The organism is uncultured Thomasclavelia sp., assembly GCF_944324745.1.
Taxonomy (GTDB): domain Bacteria; phylum Bacillota_I; class Bacilli_A; order Erysipelotrichales; family Coprobacillaceae; genus Thomasclavelia.
Window position 1 is genome coordinate 1 of the sequence record NZ_CALUXO010000027.1, and the last position, 18,357, is coordinate 18,357.

The 18,357-nt window shown below is 31.7% G+C and carries 22 protein-coding genes, 1 pseudogene and 1 riboswitch; of the genes and pseudogenes, 7 read left to right on the forward strand and 16 right to left on the reverse strand.

From position 1 onward, the window contains the following. Positions 1 to 139 precede the first annotated feature (139 nt). From Q0K54_RS02645 to Q0K54_RS02705, 13 genes are all read right to left on the reverse strand, one after another. Complete coding sequence (locus Q0K54_RS02645) at positions 140 to 793, reverse strand: alpha/beta fold hydrolase (protein WP_294578297.1); 654 nt, start codon at positions 791 to 793, stop codon at positions 140 to 142. Positions 794 to 829: 36 nt separating this feature from the next. Beyond that, positions 830 to 1,156, reverse strand: coding sequence for a hypothetical protein (locus tag Q0K54_RS02650; RefSeq protein ID WP_294578298.1), 327 nt, complete (start codon positions 1,154 to 1,156; stop codon positions 830 to 832). A 104-nt stretch (positions 1,157 to 1,260) separates the two neighbouring features. Then, positions 1,261 to 1,983, reverse strand: coding sequence for a 1-acyl-sn-glycerol-3-phosphate acyltransferase (locus tag Q0K54_RS02655; RefSeq protein WP_294578299.1), 723 nt, complete (start codon positions 1,981 to 1,983; stop codon positions 1,261 to 1,263). Next, positions 1,983 to 2,456: a dihydrofolate reductase gene (locus Q0K54_RS02660; RefSeq protein ID WP_294578300.1), complete on the reverse strand. Its 474-nt coding sequence runs from the start codon at positions 2,454 to 2,456 to the stop codon at positions 1,983 to 1,985. The genes Q0K54_RS02655 and Q0K54_RS02660 overlap by 1 nt, the downstream gene beginning before the upstream one ends. Then, entirely contained in the window at positions 2,456 to 3,334 is an 879-nt protein-coding gene (locus Q0K54_RS02665) for a thymidylate synthase (protein ID WP_294578301.1), read from the reverse strand. Before Q0K54_RS02665 ends, Q0K54_RS02660 begins: the two co-directional genes overlap by 1 nt. Positions 3,335 to 3,358: 24 nt before the next feature. Continuing rightward, the gene (locus Q0K54_RS02670; protein WP_294578302.1) at positions 3,359 to 4,045 is read right to left on the reverse strand and encodes a hydrolase; all 687 of its coding nucleotides are present in this window, start codon (positions 4,043 to 4,045) and stop codon (positions 3,359 to 3,361) included. 60 nt (positions 4,046 to 4,105) lie between these two features. Next, on the reverse strand, positions 4,106 to 4,990 hold the full coding sequence (locus Q0K54_RS02675) for an ROK family protein (protein WP_294578303.1): 885 nt from the start codon (positions 4,988 to 4,990) through the stop codon (positions 4,106 to 4,108). Positions 4,991 to 5,042: 52 nt separating this feature from the next. Further along, the gene (gene thrS / locus Q0K54_RS02680) at positions 5,043 to 6,794 is read right to left on the reverse strand and encodes a threonine--tRNA ligase (protein ID WP_294578304.1); all 1,752 of its coding nucleotides are present in this window, start codon (positions 6,792 to 6,794) and stop codon (positions 5,043 to 5,045) included. Continuing rightward, entirely contained in the window at positions 6,787 to 7,314 is a 528-nt protein-coding gene (locus tag Q0K54_RS02685) for a GNAT family N-acetyltransferase (RefSeq protein ID WP_294578305.1), read from the reverse strand. Before Q0K54_RS02685 ends, thrS begins: the two co-directional genes overlap by 8 nt. Positions 7,315 to 7,586: 272 nt before the next feature. Further along, positions 7,587 to 7,823 (reverse strand): hypothetical protein, encoded by a 237-nt coding sequence (locus Q0K54_RS02690; RefSeq protein ID WP_294578306.1) that lies wholly within the window; start codon positions 7,821 to 7,823, stop codon positions 7,587 to 7,589. Positions 7,824 to 7,881: 58 nt separating this feature from the next. Then, positions 7,882 to 8,610, reverse strand: coding sequence for a pseudouridine synthase (locus Q0K54_RS02695; RefSeq protein WP_294578307.1), 729 nt, complete (start codon positions 8,608 to 8,610; stop codon positions 7,882 to 7,884). A gap of 58 nt (positions 8,611 to 8,668) precedes the next feature. After that, positions 8,669 to 9,124: a pyridoxamine 5'-phosphate oxidase family protein gene (locus Q0K54_RS02700; RefSeq protein ID WP_294578308.1), complete on the reverse strand. Its 456-nt coding sequence runs from the start codon at positions 9,122 to 9,124 to the stop codon at positions 8,669 to 8,671. 13 nt (positions 9,125 to 9,137) lie between these two features. Continuing rightward, on the reverse strand, positions 9,138 to 9,740 hold the full coding sequence (locus tag Q0K54_RS02705; RefSeq protein WP_294578309.1) for an ECF transporter S component: 603 nt from the start codon (positions 9,738 to 9,740) through the stop codon (positions 9,138 to 9,140). A gap of 59 nt (positions 9,741 to 9,799) precedes the next feature. Next, positions 9,800 to 9,927, reverse strand: a riboswitch (FMN riboswitch). 128 nt (positions 9,928 to 10,055) lie between these two features. On the opposite strand from Q0K54_RS02705, the gene Q0K54_RS02710 reads away from it, so the two are divergent. The 5 genes and pseudogenes from Q0K54_RS02710 (at position 10,056) to Q0K54_RS02725 (ending at position 12,932) form a co-directional block, all read left to right on the forward strand. Next, on the forward strand, positions 10,056 to 11,069 hold the full coding sequence (locus tag Q0K54_RS02710) for a D-alanyl-D-alanine carboxypeptidase family protein (RefSeq protein ID WP_294578310.1): 1,014 nt from the start codon (positions 10,056 to 10,058) through the stop codon (positions 11,067 to 11,069). After that, the gene (locus Q0K54_RS02715) at positions 11,062 to 11,634 is read left to right on the forward strand and encodes a hypothetical protein (protein ID WP_294578311.1); all 573 of its coding nucleotides are present in this window, start codon (positions 11,062 to 11,064) and stop codon (positions 11,632 to 11,634) included. The genes Q0K54_RS02710 and Q0K54_RS02715 overlap by 8 nt, the downstream gene beginning before the upstream one ends. Then, positions 11,627 to 12,136 (forward strand): spore maturation protein B, encoded by a 510-nt coding sequence (locus tag Q0K54_RS02720; RefSeq protein WP_294578312.1) that lies wholly within the window; start codon positions 11,627 to 11,629, stop codon positions 12,134 to 12,136. Before Q0K54_RS02715 ends, Q0K54_RS02720 begins: the two co-directional genes overlap by 8 nt. Positions 12,137 to 12,596: 460 nt before the next feature. Beyond that, positions 12,597 to 12,767, forward strand: a pseudogene (locus tag Q0K54_RS13765) (aldo/keto reductase); the annotation flags it as partial. A gap of 12 nt (positions 12,768 to 12,779) precedes the next feature. Beyond that, on the forward strand, positions 12,780 to 12,932 hold the full coding sequence (locus tag Q0K54_RS02725; protein ID WP_294578313.1) for a hypothetical protein: 153 nt from the start codon (positions 12,780 to 12,782) through the stop codon (positions 12,930 to 12,932). Positions 12,933 to 13,169: 237 nt separating this feature from the next. On the opposite strand, the gene Q0K54_RS02730 is transcribed toward Q0K54_RS02725, so the two are convergent. The 3 genes from Q0K54_RS02730 to Q0K54_RS02740 form a co-directional block, all read right to left on the reverse strand. Then, entirely contained in the window at positions 13,170 to 13,817 is a 648-nt protein-coding gene (locus Q0K54_RS02730) for a YitT family protein (RefSeq protein WP_294578314.1), read from the reverse strand. Next, positions 13,801 to 15,249: a glycoside hydrolase family 1 protein gene (locus Q0K54_RS02735; RefSeq protein WP_294578315.1), complete on the reverse strand. Its 1,449-nt coding sequence runs from the start codon at positions 15,247 to 15,249 to the stop codon at positions 13,801 to 13,803. The genes Q0K54_RS02730 and Q0K54_RS02735 overlap by 17 nt, the downstream gene beginning before the upstream one ends. Positions 15,250 to 15,406: 157 nt before the next feature. Next, positions 15,407 to 16,300, reverse strand: coding sequence for a MurR/RpiR family transcriptional regulator (locus tag Q0K54_RS02740; protein WP_294578316.1), 894 nt, complete (start codon positions 16,298 to 16,300; stop codon positions 15,407 to 15,409). 269 nt (positions 16,301 to 16,569) lie between these two features. Between Q0K54_RS02740 and Q0K54_RS02745 the strand changes: the two genes are divergently transcribed. Together Q0K54_RS02745 and Q0K54_RS02750 are read left to right on the forward strand one after the other, a co-directional pair. After that, positions 16,570 to 17,733 (forward strand): MFS transporter, encoded by a 1,164-nt coding sequence (locus Q0K54_RS02745; protein ID WP_294578317.1) that lies wholly within the window; start codon positions 16,570 to 16,572, stop codon positions 17,731 to 17,733. Positions 17,734 to 17,767: 34 nt separating this feature from the next. Next, positions 17,768 to 18,118 (forward strand): cyclophilin-like fold protein, encoded by a 351-nt coding sequence (locus tag Q0K54_RS02750; RefSeq protein WP_294578318.1) that lies wholly within the window; start codon positions 17,768 to 17,770, stop codon positions 18,116 to 18,118. Positions 18,119 to 18,357: the final 239 nt, after the last annotated feature.

Genomic DNA, 18,357 nt, shown 5'->3' on the forward strand with positions numbered 1-18,357 from the left:
TATCATAAAATCATTGGAATATCTATTGATATAGCTAATATATTCTTTTATAATTTAAGATTAAAAAGGATAGATATCTTGATAGATTTCTATCCGTTTTTAATCTTCTTAAATTGACGACATTGGAGGTAACACCTCCCTATTTTAAATAATCTAATAATATTTTAGCAATTTTTTGACTCTTGATAATATAACTACCATGGTTTTCACCAGGAATAATTAAAAGCTGACCACGCTTTAAAGCTTTAGCTAAAGACCGAGTGTGATCATATTTAATTAAATCTTTACTTCCAGCAACAATTAAAGCTGGTATTTGAATTTGTTGCAGCTCATTTATAGTAAGGTGTGGTTGTTTTAGCATCATTAAAATTTTAGCATCACGTTTGATCAAATATTCACATCGCATCAATAAACGAACCCAGAATTTAATTCCCCTTACTTGATAATTAGTACCACTAAGAACCATCTTATCAATTAAATTGCTTTTTAGAGCCACATACAAACCAATGATACCCCCATCACTAAAACCATAATAATATACATCTTTCAAGCCTAAAGATTGAATCAAAGCAATAACATCATCAGCCATGATTTGATAATCATACTCATCAACGATCTGACTTTGCCCATGTCCCCGACTATCGAGGCAATAACAAGTATATTTTTCTTTTAGTATGGTTACTGCTTCATCAAAAATATGATGATCTTCGCCATTACCATGAACCATAATTAACGGTTTTCCATGACCAATTTTTTGATAATACAGCTTAACACCATTAACTACTATTTCCATTTTTAATAAAAAACTGGTTATTTATTAAAACCAGCTTTAGTTATCAATTTCTGTGTTATCAGTAGCATGACTATTTTGTAACTTGTAGATGTTAAGCAATTGCCCTAATGTCAAATCAATATAAGCACTGTTTTCAGCAGTATTATCATTAATAATTTTATAATTATCAAAAATAATTACTTCTCTTAAAGAATCTGGATACAATCGAGCCATTTGCTCTTTTCCATATTTTTCAATATCTTTTTGTAGATCTTCAATTAAATCATCACAACCATAAATTAAATTTTCATCAATTTCTTCACTTAAAGTAAAAGGAAGATTTAAATTAGTATTAATATACATATATGCATTTTTTAGTGCCATTTTTATACCTCCTAATAGCTAATATAAATATAACATATTATCTTTCCATTTAAAACTATCAATCTAGTCAAATTTAGCATTTAAGAAAAGAAGTATAACGGTGGTTATACTTCTTGAGGTTCATTTTCTTTAATACAAGCTTCAATTCGATCATGGACCATTTTAGCAATATCATTAGTGTGCATATCTTTATATTCTTCATAATAAATCGGTTTTAAATAATGAATTTGAGCTGTAGTTTTTTTGATAGTATTACGATCAAAAACCTTATAACAATCAATCATCGCTACTGGTACAATTGGTGCTTTTGCTTTAGTGGCAATTTTGAAAGTACCACCTTTAAATTCTAAGATCTGATTTCCTTTTCTACTTCTAGTTCCTTCTGGATAAACAAAGAAATTATGTCCATTAGCAACCTCACTAGAACAATATTTTATAATTTTAGCACCCTCACGAACATTACTACGATCCATCGGAATAAATTCCAGCATTTTTAAAACATCTTTAACCAAAATAACTGAAGCTAATTCCTTTTTTACGATTGCCCGAATTGGACGTTTGTGAGTACTGAAAATGGCAACAGGATCAAATAATCCCTGATGATTAGGAGCTAATAAATATCCTGATTTTTCTGGCAGATTTTCTAACCCATAGCATTCCAGGTTAATTCTACCTTTTTTTAATATAATTGGTATTAGATTATATACAAAAGCATACCGTTCTTCTAATGAATATTTTTCAGTATTTTTGTATTTATTAACTTTATAGCCCCACCAATATGGTAGACGCCATATTACTCTAATGACAATTAATGCAATTCTTTTCATTATGATTTCCTTTCATATATTTCTAATGTAAATGTTTCAAAAGGTTTTGTTTCCACCAATTGATAATTATATTGCTTAAAATCAGGAAAATATGTTTCACCCTGGTGCTTGCCTGGAATTCTAGAAATTAATAAACGATCGGCAACTGGTAAGCATTGTCGATAAATAGAAGCGCCACCAGAAATAAATAAATCCTCACCACTATCTTGATACTCTTTAATTACTTCATCTAAAGAAGACCGTACTTCAACACGACTATCTTCAAATGGTTCTAAACTAACTACGATTGTTTTACGATTTGGTAACGGTCTGCCAATTGCTTTGTATGTAGTAAGTCCCATTAAAATCGTTTTATTGATTGTTGTTGCTTTAAAATGTTTTAAATCTTCAGGAACATTCCAAGGCATCCCATTTTTTGAATCTTCTTTGCCAATTAATAAATCTTCATCTGTTGCGACAATGATACTAATCATTAAACACTAACCTTTCCATATAATCTACCATAACTCTGGTAATTTTCAATCTTAATATCTTCAATTTTATAGTCAAAGATTGATTTTACTTCCGGATTTAAAACTAATTGGCATTTTTCTAACGGCTTACGGGTCAGCTGTTCTTTAATTACATCAAGATGATTCAAATAAATGTGTGCATCACCAATTGTATGAACAAATTCTTTAGCTTGATAACCGCAAGTTCGTGCAAGCATTTCAGTCATCAGTGCATATGAGGCAATATTAAATGGAACTCCCAAAAAGATATCAGCACTTCTTTGATAAAGCTGGCAAGATAAATATTTTTTATCAGCACTAACATAAAATTGTAAAAATGCATGACATGGTGGTAATGCCATATTATCAACTTGAGCTGGATTCCAGGCGCAAATAATATGACGCCGAGAAAAAGGATTGTTTTTTAATGAATCAACTAATTTAGCTAATTGATCAACCCCTTCGTAATTAAAATTACGCCATTGAGCTCCATAAACTGGCCCTAAATCACCATATTTTAAAGCAAAATCATCATTTTCTTTAATCTTAGCTACAAATTCCTCAATCGTTTCACCGTTATAATCAGCTGATTTTTTAAAGTTTTCATATGGCCATTCATTCCAGATCTTAACATTACGATCTACTAAATATTTAATATTGGTATCACCTTTGATAAACCATAACAATTCTTCAGCGATAGGACGGATATACATTTTTTTAGTCGTTAATAGCGGAAAACCATCACGTAAATCATAACGAGTCTGATACCCAAATACACTTCGAGTTCCAGTCCCAGTGCGATCTTGTCGGTCTTCCCCATTTTCTAAGACATAACGACACATATCTAAATATTGTTTCATTTTCTCCTCCATTCATTATATCAATTATTTTTGCAATTTTGGTTGACAGCGATGTCGATATTCTTCCATCATTTCTTTAAAAATATCACCATTTGAAGGTGGCGTATAGGTAACAGCATTAGCTCCAGCTGCAATAACCTCCTGAATAGTTTCTACCGTTGGACCACCAGTGGCTATTATTGGAAAATCCGGTGATATTTCACGTAATTTTTTGACGATAGCAACAGTATTTTTTCCACCAGAAACGTTAACAATTCTAGCTCCTGATTGCAACATTCTTTCTTCTAAATTTTCATTTAAAGATACAATTGAAAGAACGACAGGAATATCAACATATTCTACTAATTCCTGGATAAACTCTGTTTTAGTAGGTGCGTTTAGTACTACAGCTGTGGCTCCATGAAGTTCGGCATCTAAAGCAATTTCACGAACTCGCGGTCCGGCAGTAGTTCCACCCCCTACTCCAGCAAAAACTGGTCGCTGGGCTACATCAATAATTGAATTAGTAATTTGCATCGTTGGTGTAAAAGGATACACCGCAATAACTGCATCAGCATTACAATTAGAAATCACGGCAACATCAGTAGAAAACAATAACGATTTAATTCTTTTTCCATTGATGATGATTCCGCTAGCATCACGAATACATTCGGGCACCATAATTGTATGACTTCTAAGTTGGGTATTAATTCTAGGTGCTTCTTTTTTCATTTTGATTTCTCCCCTTTTTCTTTTTTCTAATTGTACAACTTCTTTATGAATTTTTAATGTCTAACTGTTAAGAAAATGATAAACTGCTCCAATTAAATTAGCTTCACCAGCAAAATGACATTTTACCACTTGTGGACGAATCTTGGCATGAGAGATTTTTTGATAAATTTTATCTAAATGACTCTCTACTTGTTCAATTAAATCATCACGGGCACTAATCGCCCCTCCAATGACAATCATCTCAGGATCATAAACATATTGTAAATTAAAAATTCCCATTGCCAAAACACTATAATATTGATTCACATATTTTTGATAAACTGGATTAGTATCAGCCTGATCAAAAATTTCTTTCCCATCTAAACTTTCTACTGGGACATCTAATTCTTTGGCAACCGCTTTTACAACCGCAACTGTTGATCCAGCTTCAGACCAGCAAATATATTGATCGTTTTCAATATCATTTAAAGCTACCATATAGCCAAATTCACCACCATGAAGATGTTTACCTTTATGAATCAGACGATTTTTAACTACAGCGCCACCAATTCCCGTACCACTGACAATAAACATACAATCATTAACCTTACTGGCAGCCCCTTTCCAAACCTCAGCTAAAGCAGCACAGTTAGCATCATTTTCAATAGTTACTCGTAAATTTAACCGTTGCATCAAATCGTTTTTAATATTAGGACCATGAATATAATCTAGCGCACTAGAACCTTCAATAATTCCCACTTCGCTATCAACAGCTCCTGGCATACTTAAGGCAATCCCATCAATTTTTTGATCAATTTGATGATAGATATCTTCCATGATTTGATACATTTTTTCTAAAGAATCAGGCGTAACTACTTTTCCTTGACTTTTAATTACACCCAAATCATCAATAACTCCATATTTGATTGATGTTCCACCAACATCCATCGCTAAATATAATGCCATAATTTCACCTCTTCTTTAATATTTAGAAATAAAACATCTGAAACCAGATGTTTTATTCACGATTAGCAACTTGTTTTTGAACCATCGCTACAAAATCATCAAATGGTACAGTAGTTTGTTTTTGTTGACCATGTAAACGATAAGTAACCGTACGTTGATCGCGTTCATTATTACCAAGTACTAATAAATATGGTACTTTTTCCATTTGTCCTTCACGAATTCGATAACCTAATTTTTCTTCTCGGGCATCTAATTCAGCTCTTAATCCTTGTTGCTTTAATAATGAATTGATTTCCATTGCATAATCTAAATGATATTCATTATTAACTGGTAACACTTTGATTTGTGTTGGTGCTAACCATAATGGGAATACTCCTTTAGTTTCTTCAATCAAGAAAGCAGTGAAACGATCAAATGTTCCAAAAATAGCTCGGTGCAATACCACTGGTATTTGTTTAGAACCATCTTTATCAACATATGTAAGTTCAAAACGTCGTGGTAATAAAAAGTCTAACTGACAAGTAGAAAGAGTAACTTCAGGTCCAACCGCTGGTTTAACTTCAACGTCCAATTTAGGTCCATAAAAAGCTGCTTCACCAACTGCTTCAAAATAATCTAATCCTAAATCATTTAATACTTCTCTTAATTTAGTCTCAGCTGCATCCCACATTTGATCATCATCAAAATATTTCTCTTTATCATTTTTATCCCGTAAAGATAATCTAAATTTATAATCTTTAATTCCAAAGTCTTTATAAACATCTAGAATCAAGCTAACAACTTTTTTAAATTCTTCACCAATTTGTTCCGATGTCACAAATAAATGAGCATCGTTTTGGCACATACAACGAACTCTTTCCAATCCTTTAACGGCCCCACTGGCTTCATATCTAAAGTCAGTAGCAAATTCACCAATTCTAATTGGTAAATCACGATAAGAATGTAAAGAATTTTTGTAAATCAACATATGATGAGGACAGTTCATTGGTCGTAAGACAAACTCTTCGTCATCAACTTTCATTACTGGGAACATATCATCTTTATAATGATCCCAGTGTCCTGAAGTTTTATATAAATCAACAGTTCCAACACAAGGACTATAAACATGATCATATCCTAAAGCTCGTTCTTTTTCATAAATATAATTTTCTAATTGACGTCTAATAAAAGCCCCTTTTGGTAGCCACATAGGCATTCCAGCCCCAACAAGACGATGATTCATGAATAAACTTAATTCTTTACCGATTTTACGATGATCACGATTTTTTGCATCTTCTAACATTGCCAGATGTTCTTGTAATTGTTCTGGAGTTGGGAAACAAACACCATAGATTCTTTGCAATACCTTATTGTTTTTATCCCCTTTCCAATAAGCTCCAGAATGTTTAATTAATTTAAAATTACGGCAGGCTTTAACGGTCTCAACATGAGGACCACGACAAAGATCTACAAAATCACCTTGACGATAACAGCTAATGTTAGTACCAGCTTCAAAATGATTGATTAAATCGATTTTATATTCATCATCTTTAAACATTTCTAACGCTTCTTCTTTAGTAATTTCTTCACGTACGATACGTTTTCCATCTTTACAGATTTTTTTCATTTCTTTTTCAATCTTAGGAATGTCTTCATCTTTAATTACTTCATCACCAAGATCGATGTCATAATAAAATCCTTCACTAACTACTGGTCCTACCCAAAATTTAGCTTGAGGATATAAATGTTTGACTGCTTGAGCCATGACATGAGCACAAGAGTGATTTAATACACTTAATTGTTCATCTTCTTTAAAATTAATCATCTTTCTCTCCTATCCAGAAACGTAAATATGTTTCTTTTGTTTCCTTATCATAATATTTATTTTCAAATTTTCCGCCACATTTTTCAATCGTTTTTCTAGAAGCGATGTTTTCTTGTTTACAAGTTAGTAATAAAGGATAAATTTCCCATCTTTTAGCTATTTTAATCACTTCTTGAAGCATTGATGTAGCATAGCCAAGTTGTCGTTTACTTGGCAAGATGCTATAACCAATATGGCCTCCAATTTTATTCAAGCTATCATTTAAACAATGACGCAAATTAATAGTTCCAACGATTTGGTCATTTTCTAGATAAAAATAAGTTGTCCCTGGAACATAACCAGGATCTAAATTTATTCCTAAATGATTTTGCTTTTCTTTTTTCAACCAGGTTCGATAATCATCATAAAATTGTAAGCCCCCATCACCATTAATATAATCTTCACCAAAATCATAGGTTTCTTGTAAATAAGCCTTTATCATAGCTTCATGATGATAATCTGGATACACTAACTGGGCCAACTTATTACCCCCTTTCAATAAAAAAACTCTCATCCCAAAGGACGAGAGCATCGTGGTACCACCTTTATTCGTTACATTCGTAACCTCAAAGCTATAACGCGCTACCGACATTCTCTTTCGAGTGTTGCATATTAGGGAGTACCTAAATAACCTTATCAAGGCTTTCACCAGCCGCCTTTTCTCTACATCAAAGAATTATCTAAACATGTCCTAAATCATTGCATCTATATTCAAATACATTCTACATATTTATTTTTTTAAAGTCAATAAATTTATTTATCTTTAGCAGCCTGTTGTAATAAATATTCTTGGCGAATATTATCAGTTTCTTTTTTCAAAGCTCGATAAACATATTTAGAAGGCATTTTAGTAAACATCGTTACTGTATCGCATTTTAAACAATATAAAGCTTGAATCCCCCGAATATTAATTCTTTTGATCCAGTCACCTTCAGCTTTACAAATTCCACATTCAACTTTATTTTGCGGTTCAACTATTTGTATTCTCATTTCCATCACCCAAAAATTAGTATGCACCAATCAATTTAAAATATTTGTCGGATTTTAGTTAATACTTATTTCCATTAACTAATTTCTTTAAATCCTTAACTTCCTGCGGTTTTAAAATTCGATATTTACCAGGCGTCAATCCTTTTAAATTAACACAGCCAACACTTAAACGATGTAATCTTTTTACTGGATGTCCAACACTTTCAAACATCTTTTTAACTTGGCGATTTTTACCTTCATACAACTTAATTCTTAAAACCGTAGTTTTATGTTCAATATCTTTACTAATTATTTTGATCTTACAAGGTAATGTTTTTGTTCCTTCTAAATAAATTCCTTTTTCTAATTTATGTAATGTTGCCCCATTGATTAGTCCCGTAATTGACACTTCATAGATCTTTTCTAAATGATATCGCGGGTGCATGATCATATTGGCAAACTCTCCATCATTAGACATGATCAATAAGCCAGTTGTATCATAATCTAAACGTCCAACTGGATAAATTCGTTCCTTAACATCAGTGAAATAATCAGTTACTTTTGTCCGATCAAATTCATCATCTAAGGTACAAACACATCCCTTTGGTTTATAGAATAAATAATAAACTTTGTTTTCTGAAACAATTGGTTTACCATCAACAGTAATAAAATCGCCTTTTTTAACTTTAGTTCCTAATTCAGTCACTACTTTACCATTAACGGCAACTTTACCTTGAATAATTAAATCTTCAGCTTTTCTTCTTGATGTATAGCCGCTTGCAGCAATTGCTTTTTGTAACCTTTCCATATAATATCTCACCTACTTTTTTATCATTATACTGAAAAGTTTTTTAAAAGCAATAAAATTAATCATAGTTTTTAACAACAACAGTTTTTTTGTCAAAATCAATAAAAGTCTGGAAAGCATAACGGTTTTTGTCTTCATCCCAGATTTCAACAAACTTTGGAGTTACCTCGATTAAAATCTCGGTATCTTCATGGCTATAGGCATTATAACTTTGCCATAGATATTTTTGATACAGTTTTTCAAAGCGATGATCTTCTTGGTCAACTACTAAACCTAAATTTTTAGCAATCCCTTCAACCTGAACCCCACCACAGCATAAAGCAACCTGAGGATTTTGAAATAACTGCTGTGTTTTACGGAAATTTTTATCAGTTTTAAAATAAATCTTCTGATCATAAAATAAACAGCTAACATTTCTTACCATGACATAATCATTGACACTTGATGCCAGTGCCATGATCTTCCAGTCACCAAGCTTTTTAAACATCAATTCTACTCCTTCATTAAATTGCATCTTAAGACCTCCTTTATTTACCAGCATAACGATGCATTACTGGACTGATTTTTTTATAAATTACAAAAGTAACTAAACAGGTTGCTAAATTCTTAATAATATTGAAAGGAATAATTCCTAACAGAACTAGTTTAAAAGTACTATCAACATAAGGATTAACTGCCTGAGTCATGGAAATAATCGCATCCATATCCATTCCATATAAGGCAACATAAAATGGGATAATGATTACCATATTAGTAAACACGGCTACCACAACATTAGTAATTGAACCAGCAAGCATTCCATAAATAGCCCCTCGTTTAGTTTTATTATGACAATAAATAATAGAAGCTGGTAAAACTAATGCCAATGACAACATCAATCCCTGTAATTCCCCAGTAAACATTGAATTAGTTCCGGAAATTACCAGTTGCAGCAATATCCGTAATACTACTACTAAAATTCCGGCTACGGGGCCAAAAGTAAAAGCAACGATCAGTTCTGGAACACCGGCTAAGTCAAAACTTAGAAATGGTGGCATAAATGGTAACGGAAAACGGAACATCATTAAAACCGCTGCCAAGGCCCCAAAAATAGCAATCAATGCAATCATACGAATCTTTTTTTCTTTCATATAAACCCTCCTAAAATAAAAAACCTGAAAACAAAAATTGTCTTCAGGTAAGATTTTAGAAATGTCTTTTCTCATCCGGACTGTAACCGTCGGTGCTAGAATTTCACTAGCTCAGCCATATAAATTAATATATGGGTCATGGACTATCACCATCGGTAGGGACTTGCACCCTGCCACAAAGACGTTTATTTAGTTTTGAATGATAAAAAACAAATCTAATAATAGTATATACCGATAAATTCAAAATAACAAGTATTCCTAAGTAAAATCATTCTAAAAATAAATCACACGCATAAACTACTAATGGTGATAAATGTGAATCTTACAATCTTAAATCTCATTGTCTCATTACTTTTGATTCCCTTAAACAGTACTACTCCGGTAACCTTTCAAGGAAAAAGCTATATTGTTATGGAAGCTAGTAATCAAGTAGTTCTAGAGGGCAGCAATGAAGATTATATTCAAAGTGTTGCTTCAATTTCAAAAATCATGACCTGCATCATTGCCATTGAAAATATGGATTTAGATACAATGATAACGGTTGATGAAACGATCAATCAAGCCTGGGGCAGTGGCATTTATATACATATAGGCGATAAAATCAGTTTGCGTGATTTACTATATGGGCTAATGCTAAGAAGCGGTAATGATGCCGCCGTCATGATTGCCAAAGCCGTAGGAAAGGAGGTTTATCATTTTGTCGATATGATGAATGATAAAGCTAAAGAATTACAGCTGCATAATACTACTTTTTCTAATCCTACTGGTTTAGATGAAGAAGATAACGGCAATCAATCAACGGTCTATGATATGGCCAGATTAATGGCTTACTGTCACCAAAATCCGATTTTCAATGAAATTGTTAAGACAGTTGAATATCAACGTGAAGACGGCAACGGAACCTGGCATAATAAAAACAAGCTGCTGACAAATTATAAATACTGTATTGGCGGTAAAACTGGCTATACTAAAAAAGCTAAGCGAACTTTAATAACCATGGCTAGTAAAGATGGACTCGATTTAATTATCGTTACTTTTAATTGTGGCAACGATTTTGAATTCCATCAACAAAAATATGAAGAATGTTTCGATACTTTAAAAGAAACTAAAATATTTTCTCATGGAATCGTCGAATTTCAACAGCAACAATATTATTTAGATTTTGATATTTTGGTCAACAAAAAAGAAAATGATCAAGTTCAAGTAGCTTTTGAAAATAACGAAATCATCGTATTAGTTAATAATCAGCCAGTAGCTAGAGAAAAAGTAGTTCCTTATCGCTTTAGTCTTGGCTTTAAAATGGTTTTTAAGGACTTATTTCATGGCTAAAATCTTTAAATACGGTATCTTGATCTTTATTATTATTGCTTTTATTACTGGTAGTCAGGCGCAGCTTTTAAGTGCCATTCTAGATTCTCCCATGCAGGTTTTTGATTTAATCAAAGTTTTAGTTTTAAGTGCCTGTCTGTGGAATGGTTTGCTTAATATAATTCAGGCCTCTGGTTTAATTGACCAGCTCTCATTTATCATTAAACCTATCTTAAAGCTAATCTATGGAGCGGTAATTGATGATAAACAAGTATATCCATATTTATCAGCTAATTTTATTGCCAATTTGTTAGGAGTTGGCTCTCTTGCCTCTATTAGTGGTCTAAAAGCAATGCAAGCCTTAAAAGTATATCAAAAAAATGAAAATGAACCAGGTAAAGAAATGATGATTTTAGTGATTATGAATACTGCCGGATTATCATTGATTCCAACGACGATGATGACTTTAAGACAAAGTTATCATAGTCAAAATATATTAGGTTTTTTTATTTATAGTATTATTATCGGATTTATCATTACCGTGATTGGAATTGTAGTTAGTAAGGTGATTGAACACCATGAATAGTTTAATTTTAATTATTCTAGCGATTGCTTTAATCGAAGCAATCATCAAAAAAGTTGATGTATTTTCTAAATTCCTCGAAGGAGTAAAAGAAGGCAGTAAACTATTAATAACCTTATTTCCCACCATGATGGCCTTTATCTTATGGGTGGCCTGTTTTCAAAATTGTGGTTTACTAGAAATTCTCCAAAACTTATTAAAACCAATCATCGATTATCTTAAAATTCCAGTAGAAATCATTATGATGATGATCATCCGTCCCTTTTCTTCCAATGGTGCTTTAGCCTTATTGAATGATATATTTATTAATTATGGTGTTGATCATCCTTACAGTCTACTTGGTTCAATCATTCAAACTGGAAGTGATACAACTTTTTATGTCGTAACCTTATATTTTGGCAGCATCCAGTTAAAAAATAATCGCTATGCTTTAAAATTAGGATTATGGTTAGATTTTATTGCCTGTTTATTAGCTGTTTTATTTTATCTCAACTTTATTAAATAATAATTATTGATATTTTTTTGCAGAAAATTAAAATAAAATCAAAAAAGAGAAACAATACTTAGTGATCGTTTCTCTTTTAGGTCATAGTTATAAATAATTTGAGCAACTTTGTATGATAACATTTTAAATTTATTAACCATAAAACTATGACTAATAAATTATAGGATAAATAGTCTCGACATTCAATAATTAAAAACATAAAAAAATTCTTTTGAGATTATAATTTTTACTTATAATAGTATTTAAGCCACTTTAAATAACCAGATTTATAAACCAAAAAAGATTTCTAAGCACAACAAAAGTTTTAGCTATTAAAATGGGATGTATGCATGTCAACGGACCACAAACCGACATTGATGAAGCAGCAACAATAATTAAAGAAGCAGCTCAAACAATGGCCGAGCTGATTCAAGAAGGAAAAATTTTACACTGAAGCGTTTTTGAGGCTGATGAAGAATATTGTCTAATTTCAGTTATAGAAAATAGCTATAGCATCATTAACCACAAACATGAAAGCCTTTTTGCATTTCTTGAAGAAAATAACATCAGTTGGATTGCTTTTTCACCATTAATGAAAGGACTATTGACTAATAGTTTCCAAAAAGGTGTAACCTTTGCTAAAGATGATTGACTCAGTGGTTCAATGATTGTACAACCGATTTATCAGCAAAACTTAGAAATTATCTTAAAGAACTGGCTAAAAAACGCCTCTCCAGCCCAACTATCTCTAGCCTGGATTTTAAATAAAAAGCCATATATCGTTTCTATTCCAGGAATAAAAAAAACGCTTAGTTGAAAATGCAACAGCTGCTGATATCATTTTAGCTTTACAAGAAATGGATGAAATTGAAAAACTAGTAAATGAATTACATGAACAAAATAGAAAAGATAATGTAGAGTAATAAATATCTATTTTAAAAATAACAAAAATCGAACTCTTATGATAACTAATTAAAGAGTTCGACTAGATATACGTTAATTTAATCCTGATTTTCTTTTGTAACTATTGATAGATTTTTTGTCAAAAATAAACTTATCTTTCATTTATTATTTCCAATTGTTTAAATAATTGGATTTGTTTATCCATTGCTATTTTTAAAATTGGAGCATAAATTAACATTCCCAGAACAGTTCCCTCACGAATAACTAGTGGTAGATCACTAAAAAAACAAACTAATAACGAAACTATAATTCCAATAATATCAACTGACTGTCTGATTTTAGAAAATTCAAATTTTGTTTTCTTCGATAGTTCAAGACAAAATCCTTCCAATGCAAAGGTTACGACATTTAAAGCCATGATACCGCCAACAAATATTGCCATTCCAATATATCCAATAATTAAGGCCATTAATCTTAAAGGATAGCTAGATAATTCAAAATTCAGGACACTATAAGTCATAAAATTAACTACAAATCCAAATAAAAAACTAACTAAAATCTGTAAAATATGACGATAATTAAACTCTTTTTTCAATAATAACAATTCGCCTAAAACACAACCACAATTAAAAATAAAGCCCATAGTTCCTACTTTAATTGAAGTAACTAATGAAAATGTTTGAGCTAAAGCATCCCAGGCTCCGACTCCAATTGCTGCTTTTAATGTTAAAGCACAGGCACAGCCATTGAGACTAATCAAAATAATCAGCATTAAATACGTTTTATAATTCTTCACCATTTGTTGCAATTACCTTTTGATACCAATAATATGAATCTTTTTTATAACGATCTAATGTTCCACTATCTTCATCTTCTTCTCGATCAACATAGACAAATCCATAACGTTTTTGATATCCATTTAACCAACTTAATAGATCGGTATATGACCATGTACAATAAGCCAATACTCGACAACCATCATCACAAGCTTTCTTTAATTCTTTGATATGTTCTCTTAGATAATCGGTTCGATATTGATCATGAACCTTTCCATCTTCCAACTTATCAAATGCTCCTAGACCATTTTCACTGATGACGATTGGTAAATCATATCTTGAAGTGATTTCACGACAACACATTCTTAGCCCCATTGGATCAATCGTCCAATCCCAGTCAGTTGTTGGTAAATTAGTATTTGGTGGGTTTTTGTATAATCCCGGAACTCCTTGTACTGTCGCTGTTCCTTTTTTACCAGTGTTGTTCATTTCATGAGTCGTTCCAACTCCATTGATATCATTATATTCAACTGTTGTTGTTTGATAGTAGTTGACCCCCATAAAATCAATTAAACCGGCAGCTTTTTTCAGGATTGCTTCATCTTCTGGCTCCATTTTGATTGTTATTCCCTGTGAGCTCAAATATGTCAATGCTGCTCGTGGATATCTTCCGTATGCATAGACATCCATCCAGAAATAATTCTTTAGATCATCATAGTCAGCTTTAGCCATCGCATTTTCCGGTTTGTTGTCAATGGCATAACTTGGTGAATAAGCAAAGCTGGCTCCTACTTTAGCTTCGGGCCACATCTGCTTTAAAGCTATGACACTTTTAGCATGAGCCATATTGGCATGATGATTTACCTGACAGAATGTTTGCATATCATCGACTTTTCCTGGTGGATGCATCCCTTCTAACCAGCCATGCCCAGTAAAAATATTTTGCTCATTCATGGTGATCCAGTATTTAACCCGGTCACCATAACGTTTGAAGATTGTTTTGGCATAGTTGACATAATCATCAACGATTTGACGACTTTCCCAGCCATGATATTGATCTTCTAAGGCTTGTGGCATATCCCAGTGATAAACGGTTACCATTGGTTCAATTCCATATTTTAATAATTCATTGATCAAATTATCATAGAACTGTAATCCTGCTTCATTAACTTCACCATTTCCATTAGGATAGATTCTAGTCCAGGCAATTGAAAAACGATATGTCTTTAATCCCTGCTCAGCCATTAAGGCAACATCTTCTTTGTAACGATGATAATGGTCTACTGCCTTGTCTCCAGTTGTGGCTTTAAAAGTTTTACCAGGAATTCTAACGAACTTATCCCAGTTAGAAACTCCTTTTCCATCTTCATTCCAGGCTCCTTCTACTTGATAGGCTGCCGACGCACTTCCCCAAAGGAAATCTTTTGGAAAACCTTTGCTTTCTTTAAAATACATTTAACTTACCTCCTTGGCTAGACCATATCACTTTTTGCCAGGTAATACAATAATCAATAAATGAGTTGTCTAAACTTGAAATAGCGTTTCATAATTAGTCAAATAATCAATAAAAAAATGAAATAACATAAAATAAAAAAGGAAACTCTTGTTTGAGTTAATCCTTGTCTTCATTTATTAAATTTAATATTGATTTTCTAGTTCGTTCATAATGCTTAGCATTTTTAACTTTTCGATTTAAATACTGATCATAATTGTTAGAAAAAACTACAGCATATAAACAATTGAGTAAATATGATAATGACTGTTCAGTCGAAAAATTAGCTATTTTACTATAAAGTTTTTCTTTTGATACCATATACAAACAACAATCAGCATTTTTACTTATATAATTATCGCCAATACTTGTAATACTTATTATCTTAACACGATTTGTTTTTAAAATTTCAATAAAAAATTCAGGCTCTCTTATACGATTATTACCAGTATATGAAATGACGATGGCACAATCATTATCATTTAATAATGATGCCCAATAAATTCCATCATCATTTTCACAAACAATCACTTCGATACCAATTGGCAACATTTTATTTTTAAATAAATTAGCACTATGAATATTATTGCTAACACAAAAAACTACTATTCGTTTACTGTTTAATAATATAGTAGCAGCCTGTTTAAAGTTCTCAACTTTATTTAGATCTTTAGTTTGCTGCAATGTTTCCATCTGTAATTGACATAAATTATTAATAATATCATCAGTTGTATCATCAGACTTAAATGGTAAATTAACATCGACCGATAGCTGATACTTATTCTTAAGCATCATTTCTTTACTATAACTTTTCATAAAATCATTCCAGCCAGAAAATCCTAATGTCTTAGCAAAACGAACTAAGGTTGCTTTAGATGTATAGGTTTTATTAGCTATTTCCTGCATCGTAAATTGAGTTAAATCAATATCTTCTTGAAGAATAAATTCAGCAATATTTTTTCTAGCATCATTGTATTCAATCGTAATCTCCTCTATTTGTTGCAACAAATACATTTTCATCACCATTTTTATTTTAACTTATTAGTTAAAAAAGCTCAATCTATTCATGTAACTAAAATAATAGCAACAATTAAAAAGCTTTTATTTTTGTAAAATTATTAAAATAACTTTATCTTTAAAGAAAGATAATAAATAATTATTAGCTGTAAATCACACAAATTTTATATGCTTTATAAGCATATAACTATATTGAATATAAGTATTTGCTATTGGAAATAATAATTGCTACTATGTAGAAGGAAAAAACAAGGAGGAAATTATAGATGAAAAAAGGACTCATTTTCATTTTAACAATCGGTGTATTTAGTATTATTAACACCGAAATGGGAGTTGTTGGTATACTGCCATTAGTAGCCCAAAATTATGGTGTTTCAATAGCAACTGCCGGTCTTTTAGTCAGTATGTTTGCATTAATAGTAGCCTTTTCAGGACCAACAATGCCATTATTAATGTCAGGTATCAATCGTAAAAAAGCAATGGTACTGGTATTAGGGGTTTTTACAGCTTGTAATGTTATTTCAGCTTTTGCAACTAACTTTTCAGTTGTCTTAATAACTCGAATCATCCCAGCATTTTTCCAGCCCGTTTATGTTTCTTTAGCTTTATCGGTTGCTGGTTCATCTGTAGAAAAAGCCGATGCGCCAAAAGCTGTCGCTAAAGTTATGATGGGTGTTTCGGCGGGAATGGTCTTAGGAGTGCCTATCGTTAGTTTTATTTCTAATTTAACTTCATTGCAAGTTGGAATGCTTTTCTTTGCAGCTGTTAATGGTATTGCCTTAATTGCAACGATATTCATGGTTCCTGATTTACCAGTCAAAGAAAAACTTTCATACGGTTCACAAGTCAGTGTTTTAAAAGATGGAAAAGTTTGGTTATCAATAATTGGCGTAATCTTTTTAAATGGTTCAATCTTTGGTGTTTATAGTTACTTGTCTGAATATTTAGAAGCGGTTACTAACTTACCATCTGGTCTTGTAAGTATCTTGTTATTAGTTTATGGTTTATCAAATATTATTGGTAATTTAATTGCTGGAAGAATGTTAAGTAGTCGTGCTAAAGGATTTATTACTACCTTTCCATTTTTACTAGTAATTGTATATGTAATTTTATTTTTCCTTGGATATTTGACTATTCCAATGATAATCCTAACTTTTGTATGGGGTGTTTTAGCTGGAGCAGCTGCCAATATCAATCAATACTGGTTAGCCACAGCAGCAGCCAAAGCACCAGATTTTGCTAATGGATTATTCTTGGCATCTACAAACTTAGGTACAACAATTGGAACAACAATCTGTGGCTATTTTCTATCGGCCTTGGGGACTCCATTTATTGTTTTAGGTGGTATTATCTTTATTGTTATTGCTTTTATCTTGATTACATTAAGAATTGCGGTTGAAAATCGTACTGGTGATATTATCACTGAATAATAAAAAATATGTTCTTATACGAGGAGATTAGATAATGAAACTTAAAATAAAGATTAATGAGCGTTGTTTTAAAGCTACTTTAAGCCAGAATAAAGCTGTTGATGCTTTAGTAACAATGCTTAAACAAGCTCCAATTACCATTTCTATGAGTGATTATGGCGGTTTTGAAAAAGTTGGGGCCTTAAAAAATAATCTACCAGCCCAAGATAAATATACAGCAACTGTCGCTGGAGATATTGTATTGTATAACAGCAATCAAATTGTCATCTTTTATGGATCAAACTCCTGGAGCTATACCCGTTTAGCTAAAGTTGATAACTTAGATGGCTGGAAAGAAGCTCTTGGTCATGGCAACATAACAGCAATATTTTCATTAGATGATTAAATTAATAAATAGTTATATTATATATTAAAAGGTAAGGACAGTAAAAAACAATGTCATTAAGTTAAGATGATAAAATTTTAGCCAGGAATTATATGTAAATATATTTTTCCTGGTTTTTAATATTTATTCAAGCTAAAAAAGTGTAGTCTTGAAACTACATTTTTCAAGGTATATAATAAATTATGTTAGTTATAACGATAGTTAAAGAATACGGCAGTCTTTGGCTTGACATGTCGCTT

Excerpts from the sequence above, each read along its gene's own strand:
- Q0K54_RS02720 (WP_294578312.1), top strand. The coding sequence starts at position 11,627 with ATGAATAGTTTAATTTTAATTATTCTAGCGATTGCTTTAATCGAAGCA.
- Q0K54_RS02670 (WP_294578302.1), bottom strand. The coding sequence starts at position 4,045 with ATGAAAAAAGAAGCACCTAGAATTAATACCCAACTTAGAAGTCATACA.
- Q0K54_RS02715 (WP_294578311.1), top strand. The coding sequence starts at position 11,062 with ATGGCTAAAATCTTTAAATACGGTATCTTGATCTTTATTATTATTGCT.
- Q0K54_RS02740 (WP_294578316.1), bottom strand. The coding sequence starts at position 16,300 with ATGTATTTGTTGCAACAAATAGAGGAGATTACGATTGAATACAATGAT.
- Q0K54_RS02675 (WP_294578303.1), bottom strand. The coding sequence starts at position 4,990 with ATGGCATTATATTTAGCGATGGATGTTGGTGGAACATCAATCAAATAT.
- Q0K54_RS02705 (WP_294578309.1), bottom strand. The coding sequence starts at position 9,740 with ATGAAAGAAAAAAAGATTCGTATGATTGCATTGATTGCTATTTTTGGG.
- Q0K54_RS02725 (WP_294578313.1), top strand. The coding sequence starts at position 12,780 with ATGATTGTACAACCGATTTATCAGCAAAACTTAGAAATTATCTTAAAG.
- Q0K54_RS02645 (WP_294578297.1), bottom strand. The coding sequence starts at position 793 with ATGGAAATAGTAGTTAATGGTGTTAAGCTGTATTATCAAAAAATTGGT.
- Q0K54_RS02695 (WP_294578307.1), bottom strand. The coding sequence starts at position 8,610 with ATGGAAAGGTTACAAAAAGCAATTGCTGCAAGCGGCTATACATCAAGA.
- Q0K54_RS02655 (WP_294578299.1), bottom strand. The coding sequence starts at position 1,983 with ATGAAAAGAATTGCATTAATTGTCATTAGAGTAATATGGCGTCTACCA.
- Q0K54_RS02730 (WP_294578314.1), bottom strand. The coding sequence starts at position 13,817 with ATGGTGAAGAATTATAAAACGTATTTAATGCTGATTATTTTGATTAGT.
- Q0K54_RS02690 (WP_294578306.1), bottom strand. The coding sequence starts at position 7,823 with ATGAGAATACAAATAGTTGAACCGCAAAATAAAGTTGAATGTGGAATT.
- Q0K54_RS02660 (WP_294578300.1), bottom strand. The coding sequence starts at position 2,456 with ATGATTAGTATCATTGTCGCAACAGATGAAGATTTATTAATTGGCAAA.
- Q0K54_RS02750 (WP_294578318.1), top strand. The coding sequence starts at position 17,768 with ATGAAACTTAAAATAAAGATTAATGAGCGTTGTTTTAAAGCTACTTTA.
- Q0K54_RS02700 (WP_294578308.1), bottom strand. The coding sequence starts at position 9,124 with ATGCAATTTAATGAAGGAGTAGAATTGATGTTTAAAAAGCTTGGTGAC.
- Q0K54_RS02735 (WP_294578315.1), bottom strand. The coding sequence starts at position 15,249 with ATGTATTTTAAAGAAAGCAAAGGTTTTCCAAAAGATTTCCTTTGGGGA.
- Q0K54_RS02665 (WP_294578301.1), bottom strand. The coding sequence starts at position 3,334 with ATGAAACAATATTTAGATATGTGTCGTTATGTCTTAGAAAATGGGGAA.
- Q0K54_RS02745 (WP_294578317.1), top strand. The coding sequence starts at position 16,570 with ATGAAAAAAGGACTCATTTTCATTTTAACAATCGGTGTATTTAGTATT.
- thrS (WP_294578304.1), bottom strand. The coding sequence starts at position 6,794 with ATGATTAATTTTAAAGAAGATGAACAATTAAGTGTATTAAATCACTCT.
- Q0K54_RS02650 (WP_294578298.1), bottom strand. The coding sequence starts at position 1,156 with ATGGCACTAAAAAATGCATATATGTATATTAATACTAATTTAAATCTT.